This is a genomic window from Kineosporia babensis (assembly GCF_021129305.1).
Lineage (GTDB): Bacteria > Actinomycetota > Actinomycetes > Actinomycetales > Kineosporiaceae > Kineosporia > Kineosporia babensis.
This window is the reverse complement of the sequence record NZ_JAJOMB010000019.1, coordinates 1-17,336: the sequence shown is the minus strand read 5'-3', so window position 1 is coordinate 17,336 and position 17,336 is coordinate 1. Positions and strand designations below refer to the sequence as shown.

General features: G+C 69.0%; 16 protein-coding genes and 1 pseudogene. 14 read left to right on the top strand and 3 right to left on the bottom strand.

Annotated elements, in window-relative coordinates; all coding sequences use genetic code 11:
* The first annotated feature begins 29 nt into the window (after positions 1–29).
* From hisD to LR394_RS28715, 6 genes are read left to right on the top strand one after another with little or no spacing between them, the layout of a single operon-like run.
* Complete coding sequence (gene hisD / locus LR394_RS28740) at positions 30–1,325, top strand: histidinol dehydrogenase (RefSeq protein ID WP_231447702.1); 1,296 nt, start codon at positions 30–32, stop codon at positions 1,323–1,325.
* On the top strand, positions 1,316–2,392 hold the full coding sequence (locus LR394_RS28735; protein ID WP_407937150.1) for a histidinol-phosphate transaminase: 1,077 nt from the start codon (positions 1,316–1,318) through the stop codon (positions 2,390–2,392). The genes hisD and LR394_RS28735 overlap by 10 nt, the downstream gene beginning before the upstream one ends.
* Positions 2,389–3,165: an inositol monophosphatase family protein gene (locus tag LR394_RS28730; protein WP_231447700.1), complete on the top strand. Its 777-nt coding sequence runs from the start codon at positions 2,389–2,391 to the stop codon at positions 3,163–3,165. The genes LR394_RS28735 and LR394_RS28730 overlap by 4 nt, the downstream gene beginning before the upstream one ends.
* The gene (gene hisB / locus LR394_RS28725) at positions 3,162–3,758 is read left to right on the top strand and encodes an imidazoleglycerol-phosphate dehydratase HisB (protein ID WP_231447699.1); all 597 of its coding nucleotides are present in this window, start codon (positions 3,162–3,164) and stop codon (positions 3,756–3,758) included. The genes LR394_RS28730 and hisB overlap by 4 nt, the downstream gene beginning before the upstream one ends.
* 1 nt (position 3,759) lies before the next feature.
* The gene (locus tag LR394_RS28720; protein WP_231447698.1) at positions 3,760–4,383 is read left to right on the top strand and encodes an HAD family hydrolase; all 624 of its coding nucleotides are present in this window, start codon (positions 3,760–3,762) and stop codon (positions 4,381–4,383) included.
* Between the two features lie 40 nt (positions 4,384–4,423).
* Complete coding sequence (locus LR394_RS28715; RefSeq protein WP_231447697.1) at positions 4,424–5,236, top strand: sugar phosphate isomerase/epimerase family protein; 813 nt, start codon at positions 4,424–4,426, stop codon at positions 5,234–5,236.
* Here the strand turns inward: LR394_RS28715 and LR394_RS28710 are convergent.
* On the bottom strand, positions 5,216–5,974 hold the full coding sequence (locus LR394_RS28710; RefSeq protein ID WP_231447696.1) for an AraC family transcriptional regulator: 759 nt from the start codon (positions 5,972–5,974) through the stop codon (positions 5,216–5,218). The two genes, LR394_RS28715 and LR394_RS28710, sit on opposite strands and share 21 nt — an antisense overlap.
* Positions 5,975–6,219: 245 nt before the next feature.
* Between LR394_RS28710 and LR394_RS28705 the strand changes: the two genes are divergently transcribed.
* The 7 genes from LR394_RS28705 to LR394_RS28675 are packed head-to-tail and all read left to right on the top strand — an operon-like array spanning position 6,220 to position 14,777.
* Entirely contained in the window at positions 6,220–7,302 is a 1,083-nt protein-coding gene (locus LR394_RS28705; protein ID WP_231447695.1) for an ABC transporter substrate-binding protein, read from the top strand.
* An 8-nt stretch (positions 7,303–7,310) separates the two neighbouring features.
* Positions 7,311–8,351 carry a FecCD family ABC transporter permease gene (locus tag LR394_RS28700; RefSeq protein WP_231447694.1) on the top strand — a complete coding sequence of 347 codons (1,041 nt, stop codon included), beginning with the start codon at positions 7,311–7,313 and terminating at the stop codon, positions 8,349–8,351.
* Entirely contained in the window at positions 8,348–9,409 is a 1,062-nt protein-coding gene (locus LR394_RS28695; protein WP_231447693.1) for a FecCD family ABC transporter permease, read from the top strand. The genes LR394_RS28700 and LR394_RS28695 overlap by 4 nt, the downstream gene beginning before the upstream one ends.
* Positions 9,406–10,251: an ABC transporter ATP-binding protein gene (locus LR394_RS28690; RefSeq protein ID WP_231447692.1), complete on the top strand. Its 846-nt coding sequence runs from the start codon at positions 9,406–9,408 to the stop codon at positions 10,249–10,251. Before LR394_RS28695 ends, LR394_RS28690 begins: the two co-directional genes overlap by 4 nt.
* Positions 10,248–11,126 (top strand): siderophore-interacting protein, encoded by an 879-nt coding sequence (locus tag LR394_RS28685; protein ID WP_231447691.1) that lies wholly within the window; start codon positions 10,248–10,250, stop codon positions 11,124–11,126. The genes LR394_RS28690 and LR394_RS28685 overlap by 4 nt, the downstream gene beginning before the upstream one ends.
* 26 nt (positions 11,127–11,152) lie before the next feature.
* Positions 11,153–13,045, top strand: a complete 1,893-nt coding sequence (locus LR394_RS28680) for an ABC transporter transmembrane domain-containing protein (protein WP_231447690.1) — start codon at positions 11,153–11,155, stop codon at positions 13,043–13,045.
* Entirely contained in the window at positions 13,038–14,777 is a 1,740-nt protein-coding gene (locus LR394_RS28675; protein ID WP_231447689.1) for an ABC transporter ATP-binding protein, read from the top strand. The genes LR394_RS28680 and LR394_RS28675 overlap by 8 nt, the downstream gene beginning before the upstream one ends.
* Before the next feature lie 54 nt (positions 14,778–14,831).
* On the opposite strand, the gene LR394_RS28670 is transcribed toward LR394_RS28675, so the two are convergent.
* Together LR394_RS28670 and LR394_RS28665 are read right to left on the bottom strand one after the other, a co-directional pair.
* The gene (locus LR394_RS28670; RefSeq protein ID WP_231447688.1) at positions 14,832–15,767 is read right to left on the bottom strand and encodes a nucleoside hydrolase; all 936 of its coding nucleotides are present in this window, start codon (positions 15,765–15,767) and stop codon (positions 14,832–14,834) included.
* A 252-nt stretch (positions 15,768–16,019) separates the two neighbouring features.
* Positions 16,020–16,214, bottom strand: coding sequence for a hypothetical protein (locus tag LR394_RS28665; RefSeq protein ID WP_231447687.1), 195 nt, complete (start codon positions 16,212–16,214; stop codon positions 16,020–16,022).
* A gap of 24 nt (positions 16,215–16,238) precedes the next feature.
* Between LR394_RS28665 and LR394_RS28660 the strand changes: the two are divergent.
* Positions 16,239–17,336, top strand: a pseudogene (locus tag LR394_RS28660) (hypothetical protein); the annotation flags it as partial.

The window sequence follows — 17,336 nt, the reverse complement described above, 5'->3', positions numbered from 1 at the left end:
GCACCCATCAACGACCAGGAGGCCCAAAGTTGATTCGCCGGATTGACCTGCGGGGTGTCGCCGAGTTCGACCCTCACGTCCTGCCCCGCGCCGAGATGAGCGTGGAGGCCGCCCTGGAAGCCGTGCGTCCGATCTGTGAGGACGTGCGGATCCGAGGTTCGGTGGCGGTACGGGAGATCACCGCTCGCATCGACGGGGTGGACGTTGCGGCCACCCGGGTGCCGGCGGAGACCCTGCAGAAGGCGCTGGATGACCTGGACCCGGCCGTCCGTGCAGCGCTGACCGAAGCGATCCGGCGGGCCCGTATCGTTCACGAGGCCCAGCGCCGGACCGACACAACCGTCGAACTCCAAGCAGGCGCAACGGTTGTCAACCGCTGGGTGCCGGTGCAGCGGGTCGGCCTGTACGTGCCGGGTGGCCTGACCGCCTACCCCAGCAGCGTCGTCATGAACGTGGTGCCGGCTCAAGTGGCCGGCGTCGGCTCGTTCGCCGTGGCCTCTCCCCCGCAGAAGGACACCGGTCTGCCGCACCCGGTGGTGATGGCAGCGTGTGCGCTGCTGGGTGTGGACGAGGTGCACGCGGTGGGTGGCGCGCAGGCGGTGGCGGTGTTCGCCTACGGCACCGCGGAGTGCGCGCCGGTGGACCTAGTCACCGGGCCGGGCAACATCTACGTGGCCGCGGCCAAGCGTCTGCTCAAGGGCATCATCGGGATCGACTCCGAGGCCGGCCCGACCGAGATCGCCGTGCTGGCCGATGATTCGGCCGATCCCCGGCACGTCGCCGCCGACCTGCTGTCTCAGGCCGAGCACGACCCGCGGGCGGCCGCGCTGCTGGTGACCGACAGCCTGGAACTGGCCGACCGCACCGCCGAAGAGGTCGCCGTCCAGGTCAAGCAGGCGCACAACCGCGAACGCATCGAACTGGCCCTGCAAGGGCAGTCGGCGATCGTGGTGGTGGACGACATCGAGCGGGGCCTGGAGGTGGTCGACGCCTGGGCGGCCGAGCACCTCGAGGTCATCACCCGCAACGCCGAGGAGATCGCGGCCAGGGTGCACAACGCCGGTGCCATTTTCGTCGGCCCCTGGTCGCCGGTCAGCCTGGGTGACTACCTGGCTGGCTCCAACCACGTACTGCCCACCGGCGGAACGGCCCGGCACAGCAGCGGCCTGTCCGTGCAGAGCTTCCTCAAGGGCATGCAGGTGATCACCTACAACCGCGCAGCGCTGGCCGAAGTGGCCCCGCACGTAGAGGCTTTGGGTGGGTCCGAGGCCCTGCACGCCCACGTCGAAGCCGTCCGCATCCGAGTTGACGAGGAATCCCAGTGAGCGAACTGGCCCCGATCCGCGACGAACTGGTGGGCAAGACGCCGTACGGCGCGCCCCAGCTCGACGTCCCGGTCAAGCTGAACACCAACGAGAGCCCGTATGGCCCCACCCCGGAGCTGGTGCAGGAAATCGTCACGGCCGTCACTGCCGCGGCGCTGGACCTGAACCGCTATCCCGACCGCGATGCCCTGGAGCTACGGCAGGACCTGGCCCAGTACCTGACCGAGCAAACTGGTGTGCCGATCGTCCGCACGCAGGTCTGGGCCGCGAACGGCTCGAACGAGGTGATCCAGCACCTGATGCAGGCCTACGCCGGGCCCGGCCGGACCGTGCTGGGCTTCGAGCCGACGTACTCGATGCACCACACCATCGCCGAGTCCACCGGCTCGCAATACCTTTCTGTACAGCGCAACCCGGACTTCACCCTCGATCGTCACCAGGCCGTTGAGGCGGTACGGCAGCATGATCCGGCCGTGGTGTTCATCTGCACCCCGAACAACCCGACCGGTCTGAGCACCGACCTGGAAACCGTGCTGGCCGTGCACGACGCGTCTACCGGGCTGGTGGTGCTGGACGAGGCGTACGTCGAGTTCTCCAGCTCCCCCTCGTTCCTGCGTCTGCTGGAAGGCCGGCCCCGGCTGGTGGTCAGCCGCACCATGTCCAAGGCCTTCGGTTTCGCCGGCGCCCGGCTGGGCTACCTCGCCGCCGACCCCCGGGTGATCGACTCGCTGCAGCTCGTGCGGCTGCCCTACCACCTCTCCTCCGTGACGCAGGCGGTGGCCCGGGCCGCGCTGAAGCACCGCCGCACCCTGCTGCAGCACGTCGAGGCCACCAAGCAGGAGCGCGACCGGCTGATCAGCGAACTGCAGGCGATGGGCACCGAAGTCGTGCCCTCGGACTCCAACTTCGTGCTGTTCAAGGCCCCGCAAGCGGAAAAGGCCTGGCAGCAGCTGCTGGACTCCGGAGTGCTGATCAGGGACGTCGGTGTCCGGGGATATCTGCGGGTCACCACGGGCACGCCGACCGAGAACGATCTTTTCCTCAAGGCCGTGCGGGATCTGATGTGAACGACCTCGAGCTGTGCCAGCTGCTCGCCGATGCCGCGGATGAGCTGACCGTGGCCGCCTTCCTGACCGATCTGAGGGTCGAGCAGAAGGCCGACCGCACTCCGGTCACCGAGATCGACCGGGCCGTGGAGACCCGGGTGCGCGAGCTGCTGGCCGAGCACCGGCCGGATGACGCCGTGCACGGTGAGGAGTACGCCGACACCGGCTCCAGCGAACGGCTTTGGGTGATCGACCCGATCGACGGGACGAAGAACTACGTCCGGGGCGTACCCGTGTGGGCCAGCCTGATCAGCCTCCAGGTCGGCGACGAACTCCAGGCCGCCGTGGTCTCGGCGCCCGCCCTGAACCGACGCTGGTGGGCCGCCGTCGGCGAAGGCGCGTGGGCATCGTGGACCGGTTCGGCAAGCCGCCGCATCCGCGTGAGTTCCGTGGACCGGCTGGAGGAAGCCTCGCTGTCCTTCTCCAGCCTGCCCGGCTGGAACGACCTGGGCCTGCGCGAGGCGTTCCTCGGCCTGCACGAGACCACCTGGCGCCAGCGCGGCTTCGGCGACTTCTGGTCCTACATGCTCGTGGCCGAAGGTGCGGTGGACATCGCCGCCGAACCCGAGGTGCCGCTGTACGACCTGGCCGCCGTCTCCCTGATCGTCACCGAGGCCGGCGGCTGCTTCACCAGCGTGCACGGCCGCCCCGGCCCGACCGGAGGCAGCGCCCTGGCCACCAACGGACACCTGCACACAACCGTCCTCAATGCCCTTCAGGAGCAACCGCAATGAGTGAGCCCCGCACCGCCCGGATCAGCCGCAGCACCAAGGAGACCTCGATCGAGCTGGAGGTGAACCTCGACGGCACCGGCACGGTCGAGGTCAGCACCGGCATCGGCTTCTACGACCACATGCTGCACCAGCTGGGCAAGCACGGCATGTTCGACCTGAAGATCAAGGTGCAGGGCGACCTGTGGATCGACGGCCACCACACCATGGAGGACACCGCGATCGCCCTGGGCCAGGCCTTCGACCAGGCCCTCGGCGACCGGCGGGGCGTGCGCCGCTACGCCGACCGGATGGTGCCCCTGGACGAGTCCCTCAGCCGGGCCGTGGTGGACCTCTCCGGCCGTCCCTACCTGGTCTACACCGCGCCGGAGAACATCGCCCCGATGATCGGCGAGTTCGACACCACGCTGATCGAGCACATCTGGGAATCGTTCGCCCACAACGCCCGGATGACCCTGCACGTGGACACCCTGCGCGGGCGCAACGCCCACCACATCGTCGAGTCGCAGTACAAGGCCGTGGCCCGCGCCCTGCGCGACGCGGTCTCCCTGGACGAGAAGGAAACCGGCATCCCCTCGACCAAGGGCCTGCTCTGACATGCCGGTCGTGACGGTGGCCCGCACCGAGCGGGACCTGCAGCCACCCGCCACGGTGCGGGCCCTCGTCTTCGATTGGGACGGAACCCTCTTCGACAACCACCACTTCAACTACACGGTGATGAGGGACGCCCTTGCGCAGCAGGGCGTCCGGGTCACCAGTGCGTGGTTCGAGGAGAACTCGGGCTTCTCGGCCCGGCTCATGGTGCAGAAGGCCGGTGAGGCCCACGGGCTCACCCTGGATCCGCTGGAAGTGCTGGCCGTGCGGGACGAGCTGGCTCAGGCTCGGGTGCACGAGATCGCTCCGGTCGCACCGGTTCACGAACTGCTGCGCACCGAACGACTGCTCGCGGTGGTAACCGGATCCGAGCGCTCGAACATCCAGGCCGCCCTCGAGCACTTCGGGCTGCAGTTCGACGTGATCGTCACCCGCGACCAGATCACGCGCGGGAAGCCCGATCCCGAGGGGTATCTCCTCGCACTGAGACTGCTCGGGGTGGCGGCGCACGAGGCAGTGGTCTACGAGGACAGCGACCAGGGCATCAGCGCTGCCCTCGCCGCCGGCATCGACGTGGTGGACGTCCGGGCGATCGCCGCAGATCGGGCCTCGACAGAACCCGACTAACCAAAGATAGGCTTACCTAACTTCTGAGCGAGGGAGTTAGATGCGTATCTGCATGGCCACCGTCTCGATCGGCGGCAGTCTTCAGGACAAGATCGAGGCGATCGCGGCGGCCGGGTTCGACAGCCTGGAACTGCTCGACGACGACCTGGCCCGCTCCGGCCTGGCCCCCGAGGAGTTCGCCCGGCGCTGCGCGGATCTGGGCCTGGGAGTGGACCTGTACCAGCCCTTCCGGCGCGCCGAGGCGGTCAGCGACGAGGAGTACCCGCAGGTCCTGAAGCGTTTTCACGCCGAGCTCGAGGTGATGAGCCGGGCCGGGGCCCGGGCGATCCTGGTGGTCTCCAACACCGACGAGGACGCCCTGGCCAGCCGCGACGTCACCATGGCACAACTGGCCGGCCTGGCCGACGCCGCGGCCGAGCACGGCATGACGGTGATGTTCGAGGCCCTGGCCTGGGGTACCCACATCTCGCGGGTGGCCCAGGCGCGGGAAGTGGTCCAGGTTGTCGACCACCCCGCTCTTTCCCTGGTGGTGGACACCTTTCATCAGTACGCCGGGGGCGAGGACTCGCTCGGTGACCTGACCGGAGCGGAAGTCGGCTTCCTCCAGGTGGCCGACGCCCCGCGTCTCTCATTGGAACTGAAGCAGTGGAGCCGCAATCACCGCTGTTTCCCCGGCGAGGGCGAGTTCGACCTGGCCGGCCCGGTGGCCGCGCTGCTGAAGTCCGGCTACCAGGGCCCGCTGTCGCTGGAGATCTTCAACCCCGGCTACCGCGAGCGCTCGCCGTACGAGGTGAGCCGCCAGGGGGCCGAGGCGTTGCGGCGGTTCACCGGCTCATTGGGCGTAGCGCTCTAGGTATTCGGTGGGCGAGATGCCGAAGTGCCCTTTGAACACCCGGCGGAAGGCGTTGACGTTGGTGTAGCCCACCCGGTGGGCCACCGCGTCGGGGGTGGCGTGCGAGCGCAGCAGGATCGCCGCGGCCTCCATCCGGTTGCGGATGCGCCACTGCCGCAACGTCATCCCGGTCTCGGCCTGGAACGCCCGCTCCACACTGCGCGATGAGGTGTGCACCGATTCGGCCAGCTCGTCCACGCCGCGGATGTCGCCCGGATTGAAGCGCAGGGCTTCGGCGATCGCCCGGGCCGGTTCGCTGCTGGGCATCGGCAGGCCGGTGGAGAGCACCGGGCTGTCCTCGATCAGGGCCAGGATCTGGCGGGCCAGGTTGGGGGTGGGCTTGATGATGGTGTGCCAGGACACGTTGTAGGCCATCAGCAGGGCCCGCAGTTCGGCGTCCACGGTGACCACGGCCGGCTCGGTGAGTGTGGTGGCGGTGGCTGCGGCGTCGAAGAAGAGCGGCATGGTCACCGAGTTCTGGTGCACGGTGAACTCGTGCGGCGCGCCGACCGGCACCCACAGGGCCTGGCCGGCGCGCAGGGCGTGCGGTTCGCCGGCCACGACCAGGTCGGTGTCGCCGAAGACCTGCCAGAGCAGGACGTGCAGGGTGTCTTCGGTCTGGACCGGGATCGAGATGGCAGGCATCCAGATCCGCCAGGGGGCGGAGGTGTCCTCGGTGCCGTACGTACGTTGTGCCATCTGCCTACCTCAGCCGCCGGACCGGCCGTGAGGCCAGGACTTGTCGCTAACTGTGCCATGCCTGTCGGAAACTGTGCACCCCTGATGGGTTAGGCTGCCCTAACCTGTCGGCAGGTGCACTGGCCTTCGGGCATCCGTACGTCACGGGTGGCCCGGATCCGGTGCGCACCTCGAACCCCGGCCTGCCCCCGAACCTGCGCGGTTCCCGAACCCTTTTGTGTGTCCCCAGAATTCGAGAGGAAGCCATGATCAGCCCAAGGTCCCGCCGCTGGGCGCTGGCCCCCGCCGTCGCGATGACGGCCCTGCTGGCGCTGTCCGCCTGCGGTTCGTCCGACGACGAGAGCGAGAGCAACGCCGAAGGCGCCGTCGCCGAGGAGGGCACCGGCCTGCTGCCCGCGGCCGAAGGCAGCACCCAGTACCCGCTCACGCTGACCACCTGGGCCGGCGAGACGGTGCTGGAGGAGCGCCCGGAACGGGTGGCCGTGATCGGGTTCAACCCGAACATGGATGCGCTGCAGGCCCTGGACGTCACGCCGGTGTACTCGCTCACCGAGGACACCTACGCCTGGCGCGACGCCGAGTGGGCGGCCAAGATCGAGACGGTCGACAAGGCCACCCGCAACGACCCGGTCAACTTCGAGGGCATCGCGGCCAGCGACCCCGACCTGATCATCGCGATCGGTGCGCTCTGGGAGCAGGCCGACTACGACAAGCTCTCCGACATCGCCCCGGTGCTGGACACCGCCGAGCAGGCCGAGAGCCCCTGGCGCGACACCCAGACCCTGATCGGCGACACGCTCGACCTGGGCGCGGCCGCCGACGCGGCGGTTGCCGAGGCCGACCAGGCGATCGACGCGGTGGCCGCCGAGCACCCGGAGTTCGCCGGTAAGACCATCACGATCGGCAACGACTACGGCCCGGAGTACGGCCTTTCGTACTTCACCGCCTCCGGCGGCATCGCCGAGGGCATCATGACCGACCTCGGCTTCGCCCCCAACCCGCTGGCCGCGGACTTCGTCAAGGACGACGTGGTCTCCGAGGAGAACCTGGCCAAGCTGGACGCCGACGTGCTGGTGATGACGTACGGCGAGCCCGCCTGGCGTGAGGACCGCGAGTCCAAGCCGCTGTTCCAGTCGATCCCCGCGGTGAAGGACGGCCGGCTCGTCTCGCTCGCCACCGAGGACGACCCGGCCAAGCTGGTCGACGCCGAGGGCAAGGAGTACGACAACCCCACCTGGATGCTGCGAGCCGGGGCCAGCGCCGAGAGCCTGCCCTGGGGAGTCGAGATCGTGGCCGACCAGTGGCTCGCCGACGTCAAGTTCTCCTGAGCCACAGCATGTCTGCTGTCACGACGGGGTCTGCGCTGCAGGCCCCGTCGTCACTGCCGGGCCGCCGCGCGCTGGGGTTGGTGCTGATTCTGGCCACCCTGGCCGTGGCGGCTCTGTTCAGCGCCGCGTTCGGGGCGAATCCGCTTTCGCTGGGCGAGGTCTGGCGGGTGCTGGGGCACCGCGACGCCAGTGAGGCCGCCCACGTGGTCTGGACCATCCGCCTGCCCCGCACCCTGCTGGGCATCCTGGTCGGCGCGGCGTTCGGCGTGGCCGGGGCCCTGATCCAGGCCATGACCCGAAACCCCTTGGCCGATCCGGGAATCCTCGGGGTGACGGCCGGGGCCGGGTTCGCCGTCACCCTGGGCGTCGGCTTCTTCAGCGCGGCCACGGTCGGCGGCTACCTGTGGTTCGCGTTCATCGGCGCCGCCCTGGCCACCGTGCTGGTCTACCTGATCGGCTCGGCCGGGCGCGGATCCGCCTCACCGGTCACCCTCGTGCTGGCCGGCGTCGCCCTCACCGCCGTGCTCAACGGCATCTCCACGTTCCTCACGCTGATCGACGAGGAAACCTTCCGGGCCGTGCGCAACTGGGGCCTGGGCTCGATCGCCCGCACCGAACTGGACGACACCCTCACCGTGGCCCCCTTCCTGGCGGTCGGCCTGCTCATCGCCCTGGGCCTGTCCGGCGCCCTGAACTCGATCGCACTCGGCGACGACCTGGCCGCCTCGCTGGGTACCAAGGTGCAGCGCACCCGGGTGCTGGGCATCGTCGCCGTGACCCTGCTGGCCGGCGGGGCCACCGCACTCACCGGCGGCATCGGGTTCGTCGGGCTGATGGTGCCGCACGTGGTGCGCTGGTTCACCGGCCCCGACCAGCGCTGGATCATGATCTACTCAGCGCTGGCCGCCCCCGCCCTGGTGCTCGCCGCCGACGTCCTGGGCCGGGTGATCGCCCGGCCCGGCGAAGTCGAGGTCGGCATCGTCACCGCGGTGATCGGGGCACCGGTCCTGATCGCGCTGGTGCGGCGCAGGACGGCGAGTGGCCTGTGAGCGTCGACTTCGGCTACCGCACAGCCCCCCTGCGCCTGCCCTGGTTCTCCGCCCGCCTCAACGTGCGCCTGCTGGTGGTCTCGGGCGTGCTGTTCACCCTGGCCACCGGGCTGGCCCTGGTGTCGCTGCCGCTCGGCGACTTCCCGCTCACCCTGCAGGAAGTGCTCGCCGCGCTGACCGGCGGGGGCAAGCGCTTCCACCGCACCATCGTGCTGGAATGGCGACTGCCGATCTCCCTGGCCGCGCTGGTCTTCGGCGCCCTGCTGGGCATCGGCGGAGCCATCTTCCAGTCACTCACCCGCAACCCGCTCGGCTCGCCCGACGTGATCGGCTTCGACGCGGGCGCCTACACCGCCGTCGTGATCACCATCCTGGTCCTCGGGCCCGGGGCCTGGTCGGTCTCCACCGCCGCGCTGGTCGGCGGCATCGCCACCGCGTTCGTGGTGTACCTGCTGGCCTATCGCGGCGGGGTGCAGGGTTTCCGGCTGATCATCGTGGGCATCGCGGTCTCCTGGATGCTCGGCTCGGTCAACGCCTACCTGATCACCCGGGCCAAGATCGAGGACGCGATGACGGTGGGGTTCTGGAACGCCGGAACCATCACCCGGGTGGCCTGGCCGACGATGGTGCCGGCCCTGGCCGTCGCTGCGGTGATCGTGCTGGCCGCGGTGCTGCTCGCGCCCGCGCTGCGCCGCCTGGAACTGGGGGACGACTCCGCGGTCACCCTGGGCACCCGGCCGGGGCCCGCTCGACTCGGGCTGATCGTCGCCGGAGTCGCCACGGTCGCGGTGGTCACGGCCGCGGCCGGGCCGATCGCCTTCGTCGCCCTGGCCGCCCCGCAACTGGCCCGCCGGCTCACCCGCTCGCCCGGGGTGAGCCTGCTGGCCTCGGCCGGGATGGGCGCGGTGCTGCTGACCGGTTCGCACCTGCTCTCGCTGCTGATCGCCCAGGCCTATCGCCCGGTTCCGGTCGGCCTGATCACCGTCTGCCTGGGCGGCTGTTACCTGATCGGGCTCCTGATCCGGGAGACCCGAGGACGTTACGGAGCCCTGACTTGAAACCCCAAGCCCGCCTCGTGGCCCAGGACGCCACCATCGGCTACGACCGGCGCACCATCTCGCAGAACCTGTCGGTGGCGATCCCGGACGGCTCGTTCACCGCCATCATCGGGCCCAACGGCTGCGGCAAGTCCACCCTGCTGCGGGCCCTGGCCCGGGTGCTCACGCCCACCGCCGGGCAGGTCCTGCTCGACGGAAAGGCGATCCACACCTACAAGGCCAAGGAGGTGGCCCGCCAGCTCGGCCTGCTGCCGCAGACCTCGCTGGCGCCGGAAGGCATCCGGGTGGCCGACCTGATCGCGCGCGGCCGCGCGCCCTACCAGAACCTGTTCCAGCAATGGCGTTCCAGCGACGAGGCCGCCGTGGCCGCCGCCCTGGAGGCCACCCGGCTCACCGAGTTGTCGGGGCAACTGGTGGACGAGCTGTCCGGCGGTCAGCGCCAGCGCGTGTGGGTGGCCATGCTGCTGGCCCAGGACACCCCGGTGATGCTGCTGGACGAGCCCACCACCTTCCTCGACATCGCCCACCAGTACGAGCTGATGGAGCTGCTGCGCACGTTCCACGACGAGGGCAAGACCGTGGTCACCGTGCTGCACGACCTGAACCAGGCCGCCCGCTACGCCGACCACCTGATCGTGATGCGGGGCGGCGAGATCGTCACCACCGGCGCGCCGGACGACGTGATCGACGCCGAGCTCGTCGAGAACGTCTTCGGGCTCAAGGCTCTGGTCACCCCCGACCCGGTCACCGGAACCCCCTCCGTCATCCCGCTCGACCCACGCGCCGTGGCGGTGCGCCCGGTCGAACCGTCTGTCCCCGCAAGCCTGGAGAGCCCCCGATGAGCAACCGCGACCTGCCCACCTTCACCGGCCTCAACCGCACCGGCGAACTCCAGTTGAACTACCTCGAACGGATCGTGCGGCGGGAGCTGCGCGTGGTCCGCCACCACGACATCACCCCGAAGTACCGCCGGATCGTGCTCACCGGTGACGATCTGGCCGACGGCTTCCCGTTCGTCAACTACTCCCCCGATCACGTGCGGGTGTTCTTCCCCCACCCGATCACCGGTGACCTGGTCGCACCCCGCGAGACGCCTGAGGGCTGGGTGAACGAGGGCGGAACCAGCGAACCCATCCACCGCGACTACACCGTCCGTTCGTGGGATCCTCAAACCCGCGAACTGGCACTGGACTTCGTGCTGCACGAGCACGGCGTAGCCGGCCGCTGGGCCGGAAAGGCGCAACCTGGAGACACTCTCGTGGTCAACGGGCCGAGCTCGAACTGGCTACTGCCCGAGGACAGCCCGCACATGCTGGCCATCGGCGACGAGACCGCGCTGCCCGCCATCGCCCGGATCATCGAAGAGGCCGCTGCGGGAACCCAGGTCACGGCACTGATCGAAATTGCGGACGCGGGTGAGCAGCAACCGCTCACCGGCGTGGCAACGATCGACCTGCGTTGGGTGCACCGCGACAGCGCACCCGTGGGCGAGGGGCACGCCAGTGCGCTGGAGACCGCGTTGCGGGCCTGGCAACCCCCGGCCGACACCAGCGGCCTTTTCGTGTTCGGCGCCGGAGAAACCCAGGCCTTCAAGCCGATCCGCCGCTACCTGCGCCGCGAGCTCGGGCTGACCAAGGACCAGATCGTGGTGGACGGGTACTGGAAGCGCGGGGTGGGCGGATTCGACCACCACAACTACGAACTCGGTGACAGCTGAGAACCAGAGGACGAGGTGGCCGGCTCTTGCAGGCATCGACAGTTTCCGGCGCGGCTGGAACACAGGACGCAGTGGGCCGGTTCGGTCTCTTCGAGGCACCGGCCGAACCGGAAAGGCCCCGGTTACGGGTCGAGGTGGGCTGGTCCGCGGCCCGGCTGACCCGAGCCATCATCACCTCGGTCTGGCCGTACGCGCTGGCCGGGGCCGGATTCCGGATCCTGTACAACACCACCAGCGTGCTCCTGCCGATCGCCATCGGGAAACTCATCGACACCGTCATCGCCCCCGCCGCCGCGGGCTCCGGCGCCGGTGCGATCCTGCCTGAACTCTTCACCTGGACCGGTGCCCTGATCGGCCTGTACGTGCTGATGAACCTGGGCTTCCGGTTCGGCGGACGCCTGGGCTGGTACGGCGTCCAGCGCACCCAGTTCGAGCTGGGCCAGTACATGCTGGGCCAGGTCCTGCACCAACCCTCGATCCACCGGGCGAACCCGCCCGGCCGACTGCTGTCCCTGGTCACCGCCGACACCCGGATGGCCTGCCAGTCGGTGTACGTGGCGGTCTACCCACCCGGCGACCTGGTCGGCCTGACCGTCGCCGCGATCACCCTGTTCTGGGTCCACCCGGCCCTCGGCATCGGCGTGGTCCTGGCCGTGCCGGTCGTGCTCGGGCTGATGCACCTGGCCGCGATCCCCCTGCGCCGACGCAGCCGCACCGAACAGGCCGGGCTGGCCGACGCCGCAGCAGTCGCGGCCGACCTGGTCACCGGCTACCGAGTCATCCGCGGCCTGCACGCCCAGCACACCGCCGCCGACCGCTACCGCTCCGTCAGCCAGAAAGCCCTGCAGTCCAGCATCTCCGCCCGATCCGCCGAGGCAGCGTTCGACGGCGCCAGCGCAGCCATCGGACACCTCTTCGCCGCCCTGGTCGCCTCCGCCGCCGCGCTCCTGGCCTTCACCGGGCACATCACGATCGGCCAGGTCGTCACCGTCTCCGCGATCGCACTCAGCCTGATCGCCCCGCTCGACGCCCTGATCGGCGCCCTCGGCTCGATCTGGGCCATGTCCCAGGCCTCCTGCGAGCGCCTGCTCGACCTGCTCACACCGGCCGGCCGCCCAGCGGAATCTTCGATCGGCCAAGCTGACCAGCACCCGCAGCCCAGCCAGTCCAGCCTTTCCGGCCAGCCCGGTCAACCTCAGCCGCCCAGTCAGCCCGGCCAGGGCAGCCCGTCTCACCAGGCCCGTAACTCCGACCGGGTGGGTCACACCAGCCAGCCCAACCAGGCCCCTCAACCGGAGCAGCCCGGTGACACCACTCAGCCCGGCCACCCTTCTCAGCTGGACGATTCAGGCCCCGACAACGAAGCTGCCGGCCCTCTGTTCAGCGACCTCGTTCACGGCTACACCACCGCACCCGGGCTGCTGGTCTTCGATCTCCCCCCGGCCGAGCGCACCGCCCTGGCCACACACCTCACCCAGCTCGCCACCGAACGCGACGACATGCTGACCGCCCCGCACCGACCCGGACTCCTACCCGGCAGCGTCCTGGACAACGTCCGCGCCACCGGTGACCAACCCGTCGACATCGACCACGCCCGAACCGCTTTGACCGTCGCCGCGCTCGCTGCCCACGAACTGCCCGACGGCTACGACACCCAGGCCGGCTACGGCGGCTGGCAACTGTCCGGCGGCCAGCGGCAACGCATTACCCTGGCCCGCGCCATCGCTGCTGAACCCGCGGTCCTCGTCCTGGACGAACCCACCACCTCCGTCGACGCCGTCACCGAACAGGCCATCGCCACCGCCCTGCGCGAGCACCGAGCGGGCCGCACCACCCTCGTCCTCAGTTCCTCCCCGGCCCTCAGAGCCGTCGCCGACCGGGTGATCACCGACAGCTCGGAAGGAAAGAACCATGCCTGAGATGGTTCGCCCCGCTCTGCCGGTGGCCGACGGCCGGACCGTCGCCTCGGTGGTCTGGCAACTGCTGGCCGGGCGCCGTCTCGCCCTGGCCGGGATCGTCACCCTGTTCGTGATCGAGGCCGCCCTGGCCCTGGTGTTCCCCCTGGTGATCGGCAACCTCGTCGACACTGCGAGCGCGAGCCAGGGCACCCGCGTCCCTAGTTCGTTCTGGTGGCAAGTGGCCCTGATCGCCGCCACCGCCCTGCTCGCCGGCGCGTTGCAGTGGGTGGCCACCCTCGCCCTGGCCCGGCTCGCCGAGACCGTGATCGCCGAACTGCGCGAACGCTACGTCGAATCCGCCCTGAATCTGCCGCGTTCCACGATCGAGCAGGCCGGCACCGGCGACGTGGTCACCCGGGCCTCCGACGACATCGAGCAGATCTCCGGTGTGCTGCCCGACGTGCTGCCCCGGCTCAGCGTCTCGGTGTTCACCATGGCCCTGGTCGCCGCCGGCCTGGCCGCTCTGAGTCCCTGGTTCCTCAGCGGCTTCCTGATCACCGTGCCGATGTACGTGATCACCGTGCGCTGGTACCTACGCGCCGCCCCGCCGGTCTACATCGCCGAGCGCGCCGCCCAATCCTCGCGCGGACAGGACGTTCTCGGCACCCTGACCCAGCTGCCCACCGTTACCGCGCACCGCCTCGAACGCCGCCAGCTCTCCCGGGTCGAGCACACCTCCTGGCAGGTGGCCCGCTGGGCCATGCGCACCCGGATCGTGCAAAATCGCCTGTTCGGCCGCCTGAACATCACCGAGGCCATCGGCCTGCTGGCCATTCTCGGCATCGGCGTACGCCTGGCCCTGACCGGCCAGACCACCACCGGCGAGGTCACCGCCGCCGCACTGCTGTTCCTGCGCACGGTCGTCCCGATCCAGGAACTACTCTTCCTGATGGACGAACTCCAGTCAGCCCTGACTTCCCTGGGCCGGATCATCGGGGTGGTGAATCATCCGTCCGAAGCTGCAAGCGCAAGTGATTCTCGGTCCAAGGCTTTGGTCGAACTTGACCACGTGGACTTCGCCTACCGACCCGAGCGTCCAGCGCTCCGGGACGTCAGCATCCGCATCGAACCGGGCACCGTACTCGCCGTCGTCGGCCCCACCGGCTCCGGCAAGTCCACCCTGGCCGCCCTCGTCGCCGGTGTACACGAGCCTTCCACCGGTCACCTCGCCCGAGGCGTGAACTCCGACCAGATCGTCACCGTCACCCAGGAAACCCACGTCTTCGCCGGCACTCTGCGCGAAAACCTCACTCTGGGCTCACCAGCCGACGACCAGCAGATCCTTCACGCATTGAACCGAGTCAACGCACAGGCGTTGCTCGCCGACCTGCCGGACGGCTTGGACACCCTGGTCGGTGACGGCGGAGAACCGATCACCGCCGCCCAGGCCCAGCACCTTGCCCTCGCCCGCATCCTCCTCGCTGATCCCGCCCTGGTCGTCCTCGACGAAGCCACCGCCGAAGCCGACGCCGCCGACACCACCGCCCTGGACCAGGCCGCAGCCGAGGTGATCCGGGGACGGGCCGCGTTGGTCGTGGCCCACAGACTCTCCCAGGCGCGAGCTGCCGACCAGATCGTGGTGCTGGAAGACGGGCAGCTGGTGGAGTCCGGCCCCCACAACCACCTGGTCAGCGCCGCCGGCCGATACGCGAGCCTCTGGGCGGCCTGGGACGCCGGGCGCTCCACCGCCTGAAGCAGTGAGGGTGGCCGGTGTGGTGCGCAGGCCCGCACCACACCGGTCCGCCGGTTACGAAGCCTGGGCGAACAGAAGCAGTTTCGCGTAGAGGTCCTCGAACATCAGCCGATTGTCGATACCGGTGTACACCCGCATCGGCCGCCCTTCTGGATTGGCCTGGTAGGAGCCGTCTTCCATCAGGAATGGTGTCGGTCTGCTGACGTACGAACTCGAGGAGGGGTCGGGTTCGAAACCCGACTGCAGGGCCGTCAGCAGCACCAACGGGCTGTCGCCCAGCACATAGGTCTCCCCGAGGTCCCCGCCCCAGCCCGCCACGATCGTCCTCACCCCATCGAGCGTGCCCGCCAGGTAGGACCCCAGCGCACCCATGGGCCTGACCCGCACCTCGAGCTCAGCCGTGGAGACCAGGCATTGCCGGTAGGCGTCGCGCGGGACCTGCCAGATCGGCACGGCCGAGTGGTTGAACACGCTCCGGCCCGCGTGCACGTCGATGTTCAGGTTGTACTCGACCGGGCTGCCCCCGGGCGGCGGCACAGCCAGGCCTTCGTGCTCGGGTCCTCCGATCCAGACCGCGGTCAGCCGCCCGGCGATCGCCGGTTCCAGCAGCAGCGCACTGGCCAGCTCGGTCAGGCCGCCGCCCAGCGCCACGTACAGCGGCAGGTCGGTGTCCTCCCGCATGGCCTCCTCGATGATCGCTGTCGCCGCGTCCGAAACGATCGGCGTCAGCGGATCCTTGAGTCCGGTGTTCGACCCGGCAACGGTTCTCACCTTGCGGCCCATCACGTCGGCCAGTTCCTGCACCTTGTGTACGGCATTCTCGGCCTGCACGGCCGAGCTGTCGAAACCGTCGCCGGGCGCCAGGTGGGAACCGATGACGAAGGGAATCTCCACCGACGGCGAGAGCAGATGGTGTGCGAGCTGGAACAGGTCGTCCGGATCTCCCGAGAAGTCGTTGTCGACGATGACACGTGCGCGTGGACTCGGCATCGCGCCATCCTTCCAGACCTTGGTGCTGCTGGAACCCGAGCGGACGTTCATCGGGGCGAGGTAGGTGAACCACTCGAAGCAATCCCAGCGTGCCTTCAGTGCCGCCGAGGCATGGCGCAGGCGAAAGACCGACTCTCCGGGCGCCACACCCTGTCACTTCTCACGAGCACATTCACCTGATAGGAAGCCGCTTGAACGGCCGGTCAGGCCGCACCCTTCATTCCGCAGAGTCCGCCCGACAGCGTCAGGCTGTCAGCATCCCAGTTCGATGGTGGCAGCTTCTGCCACCAGTCGATGTGAAACGTTCATCCCTCCAACAAGTTTGATAGGGCAATCGCCGACTGTCGCTTTAGGACAGAACGTCTCCTTGGTGGTATTTGGCTCATGCTCCGCCAGTAACAGCATCACCCAGTCGGCATAGCGCAGGTTGCCCGACATCGAGCCCATTGACTTGGATTCTCCTGCGCCGTATTGATCTTCAAAGATCCTTCAGGCCGCGCACTGTCGCATGCCCAAGCTATCCAGGAGACGATGATGTTTCATCGCCTCAAGCACAAGACCATCGCCAGAGCAATGGTTTTCGCCACCACGTGTGCAGTGGTCCTGACCACAGCTCAGCCGACCCAGGCGAAGACCAGCGAGGCCTCCGCCGAGCGGACCGTCACAAGCGCCGAGGCAGCCTCGAATGCCCTTAAGACACTGGGGCTTCAAGAATCCGGCCCCGTCGAGTTCGACGTGAACAAGAAGGGTTCCACTGCCGAGGCAGGCGAAGTCACCACCGCGGACAGAGCCGTCCAACTTCCGCTGGGCGGTAACACCGACCTCGCCGTACAAATGCCTATAGGCGCTGACACGACGGCTTCGACGACCGACAGCGGCGGCGTGCTCCTTCAGGGCGAGCAGGACGGGCTCGACGTCGTCCTGCAGCCAGTGGGTGAGGAATCCGCTCGCATCATGACCGTCGCCGGCGCAGAGTACGGAAGCGCGCAGGAACACGAGTATGCCTACGACCTGGGCCTCCCCCAAGGCGCCACCCTCGAGGTGACCCCAGAGGGGGGCCTCGTCGTCGTCCAGGACATCAAGACCGCAACCGACATCGCCGAACCCCTGGCTCCAGCAGAACTCTCCAAGATCCTCCCCGATCCGGCCCTCGTCGATGAAGCCGAGTACGAAGCCGGCCTGGAAGCCACCCAGGAAGGCAACGGCGGCGCCGCTGCATTCGAACCTGACAACGGTCAGACGATCCTGGCCAGCTTCACCTCCCCCTGGTCAGTGGATGCCAACGGCAACGAACTCCCGACGCACTACAGCGTCGACGGATCGATCGTGGTTCAGCATGTCGACGTCAGCGACGCCGCCTTCCCGGTCGTCTCCGACCCGCTGCCCCTGATCGGCATCGCACTCGGTGCCGCAGCACGCGCACTCGCCCCCGCAGCCATCAGAGCGTTCGCAGGAACCACCATCCGTGCTGGCATGGCCTACACCGTTCGTGGCGGCTACAGCACGTTCGCCAAGTTCAAGGCAGCCTACGGAACCAAGTCCGGGTACCAGTGGCACCACGTCGTCGTC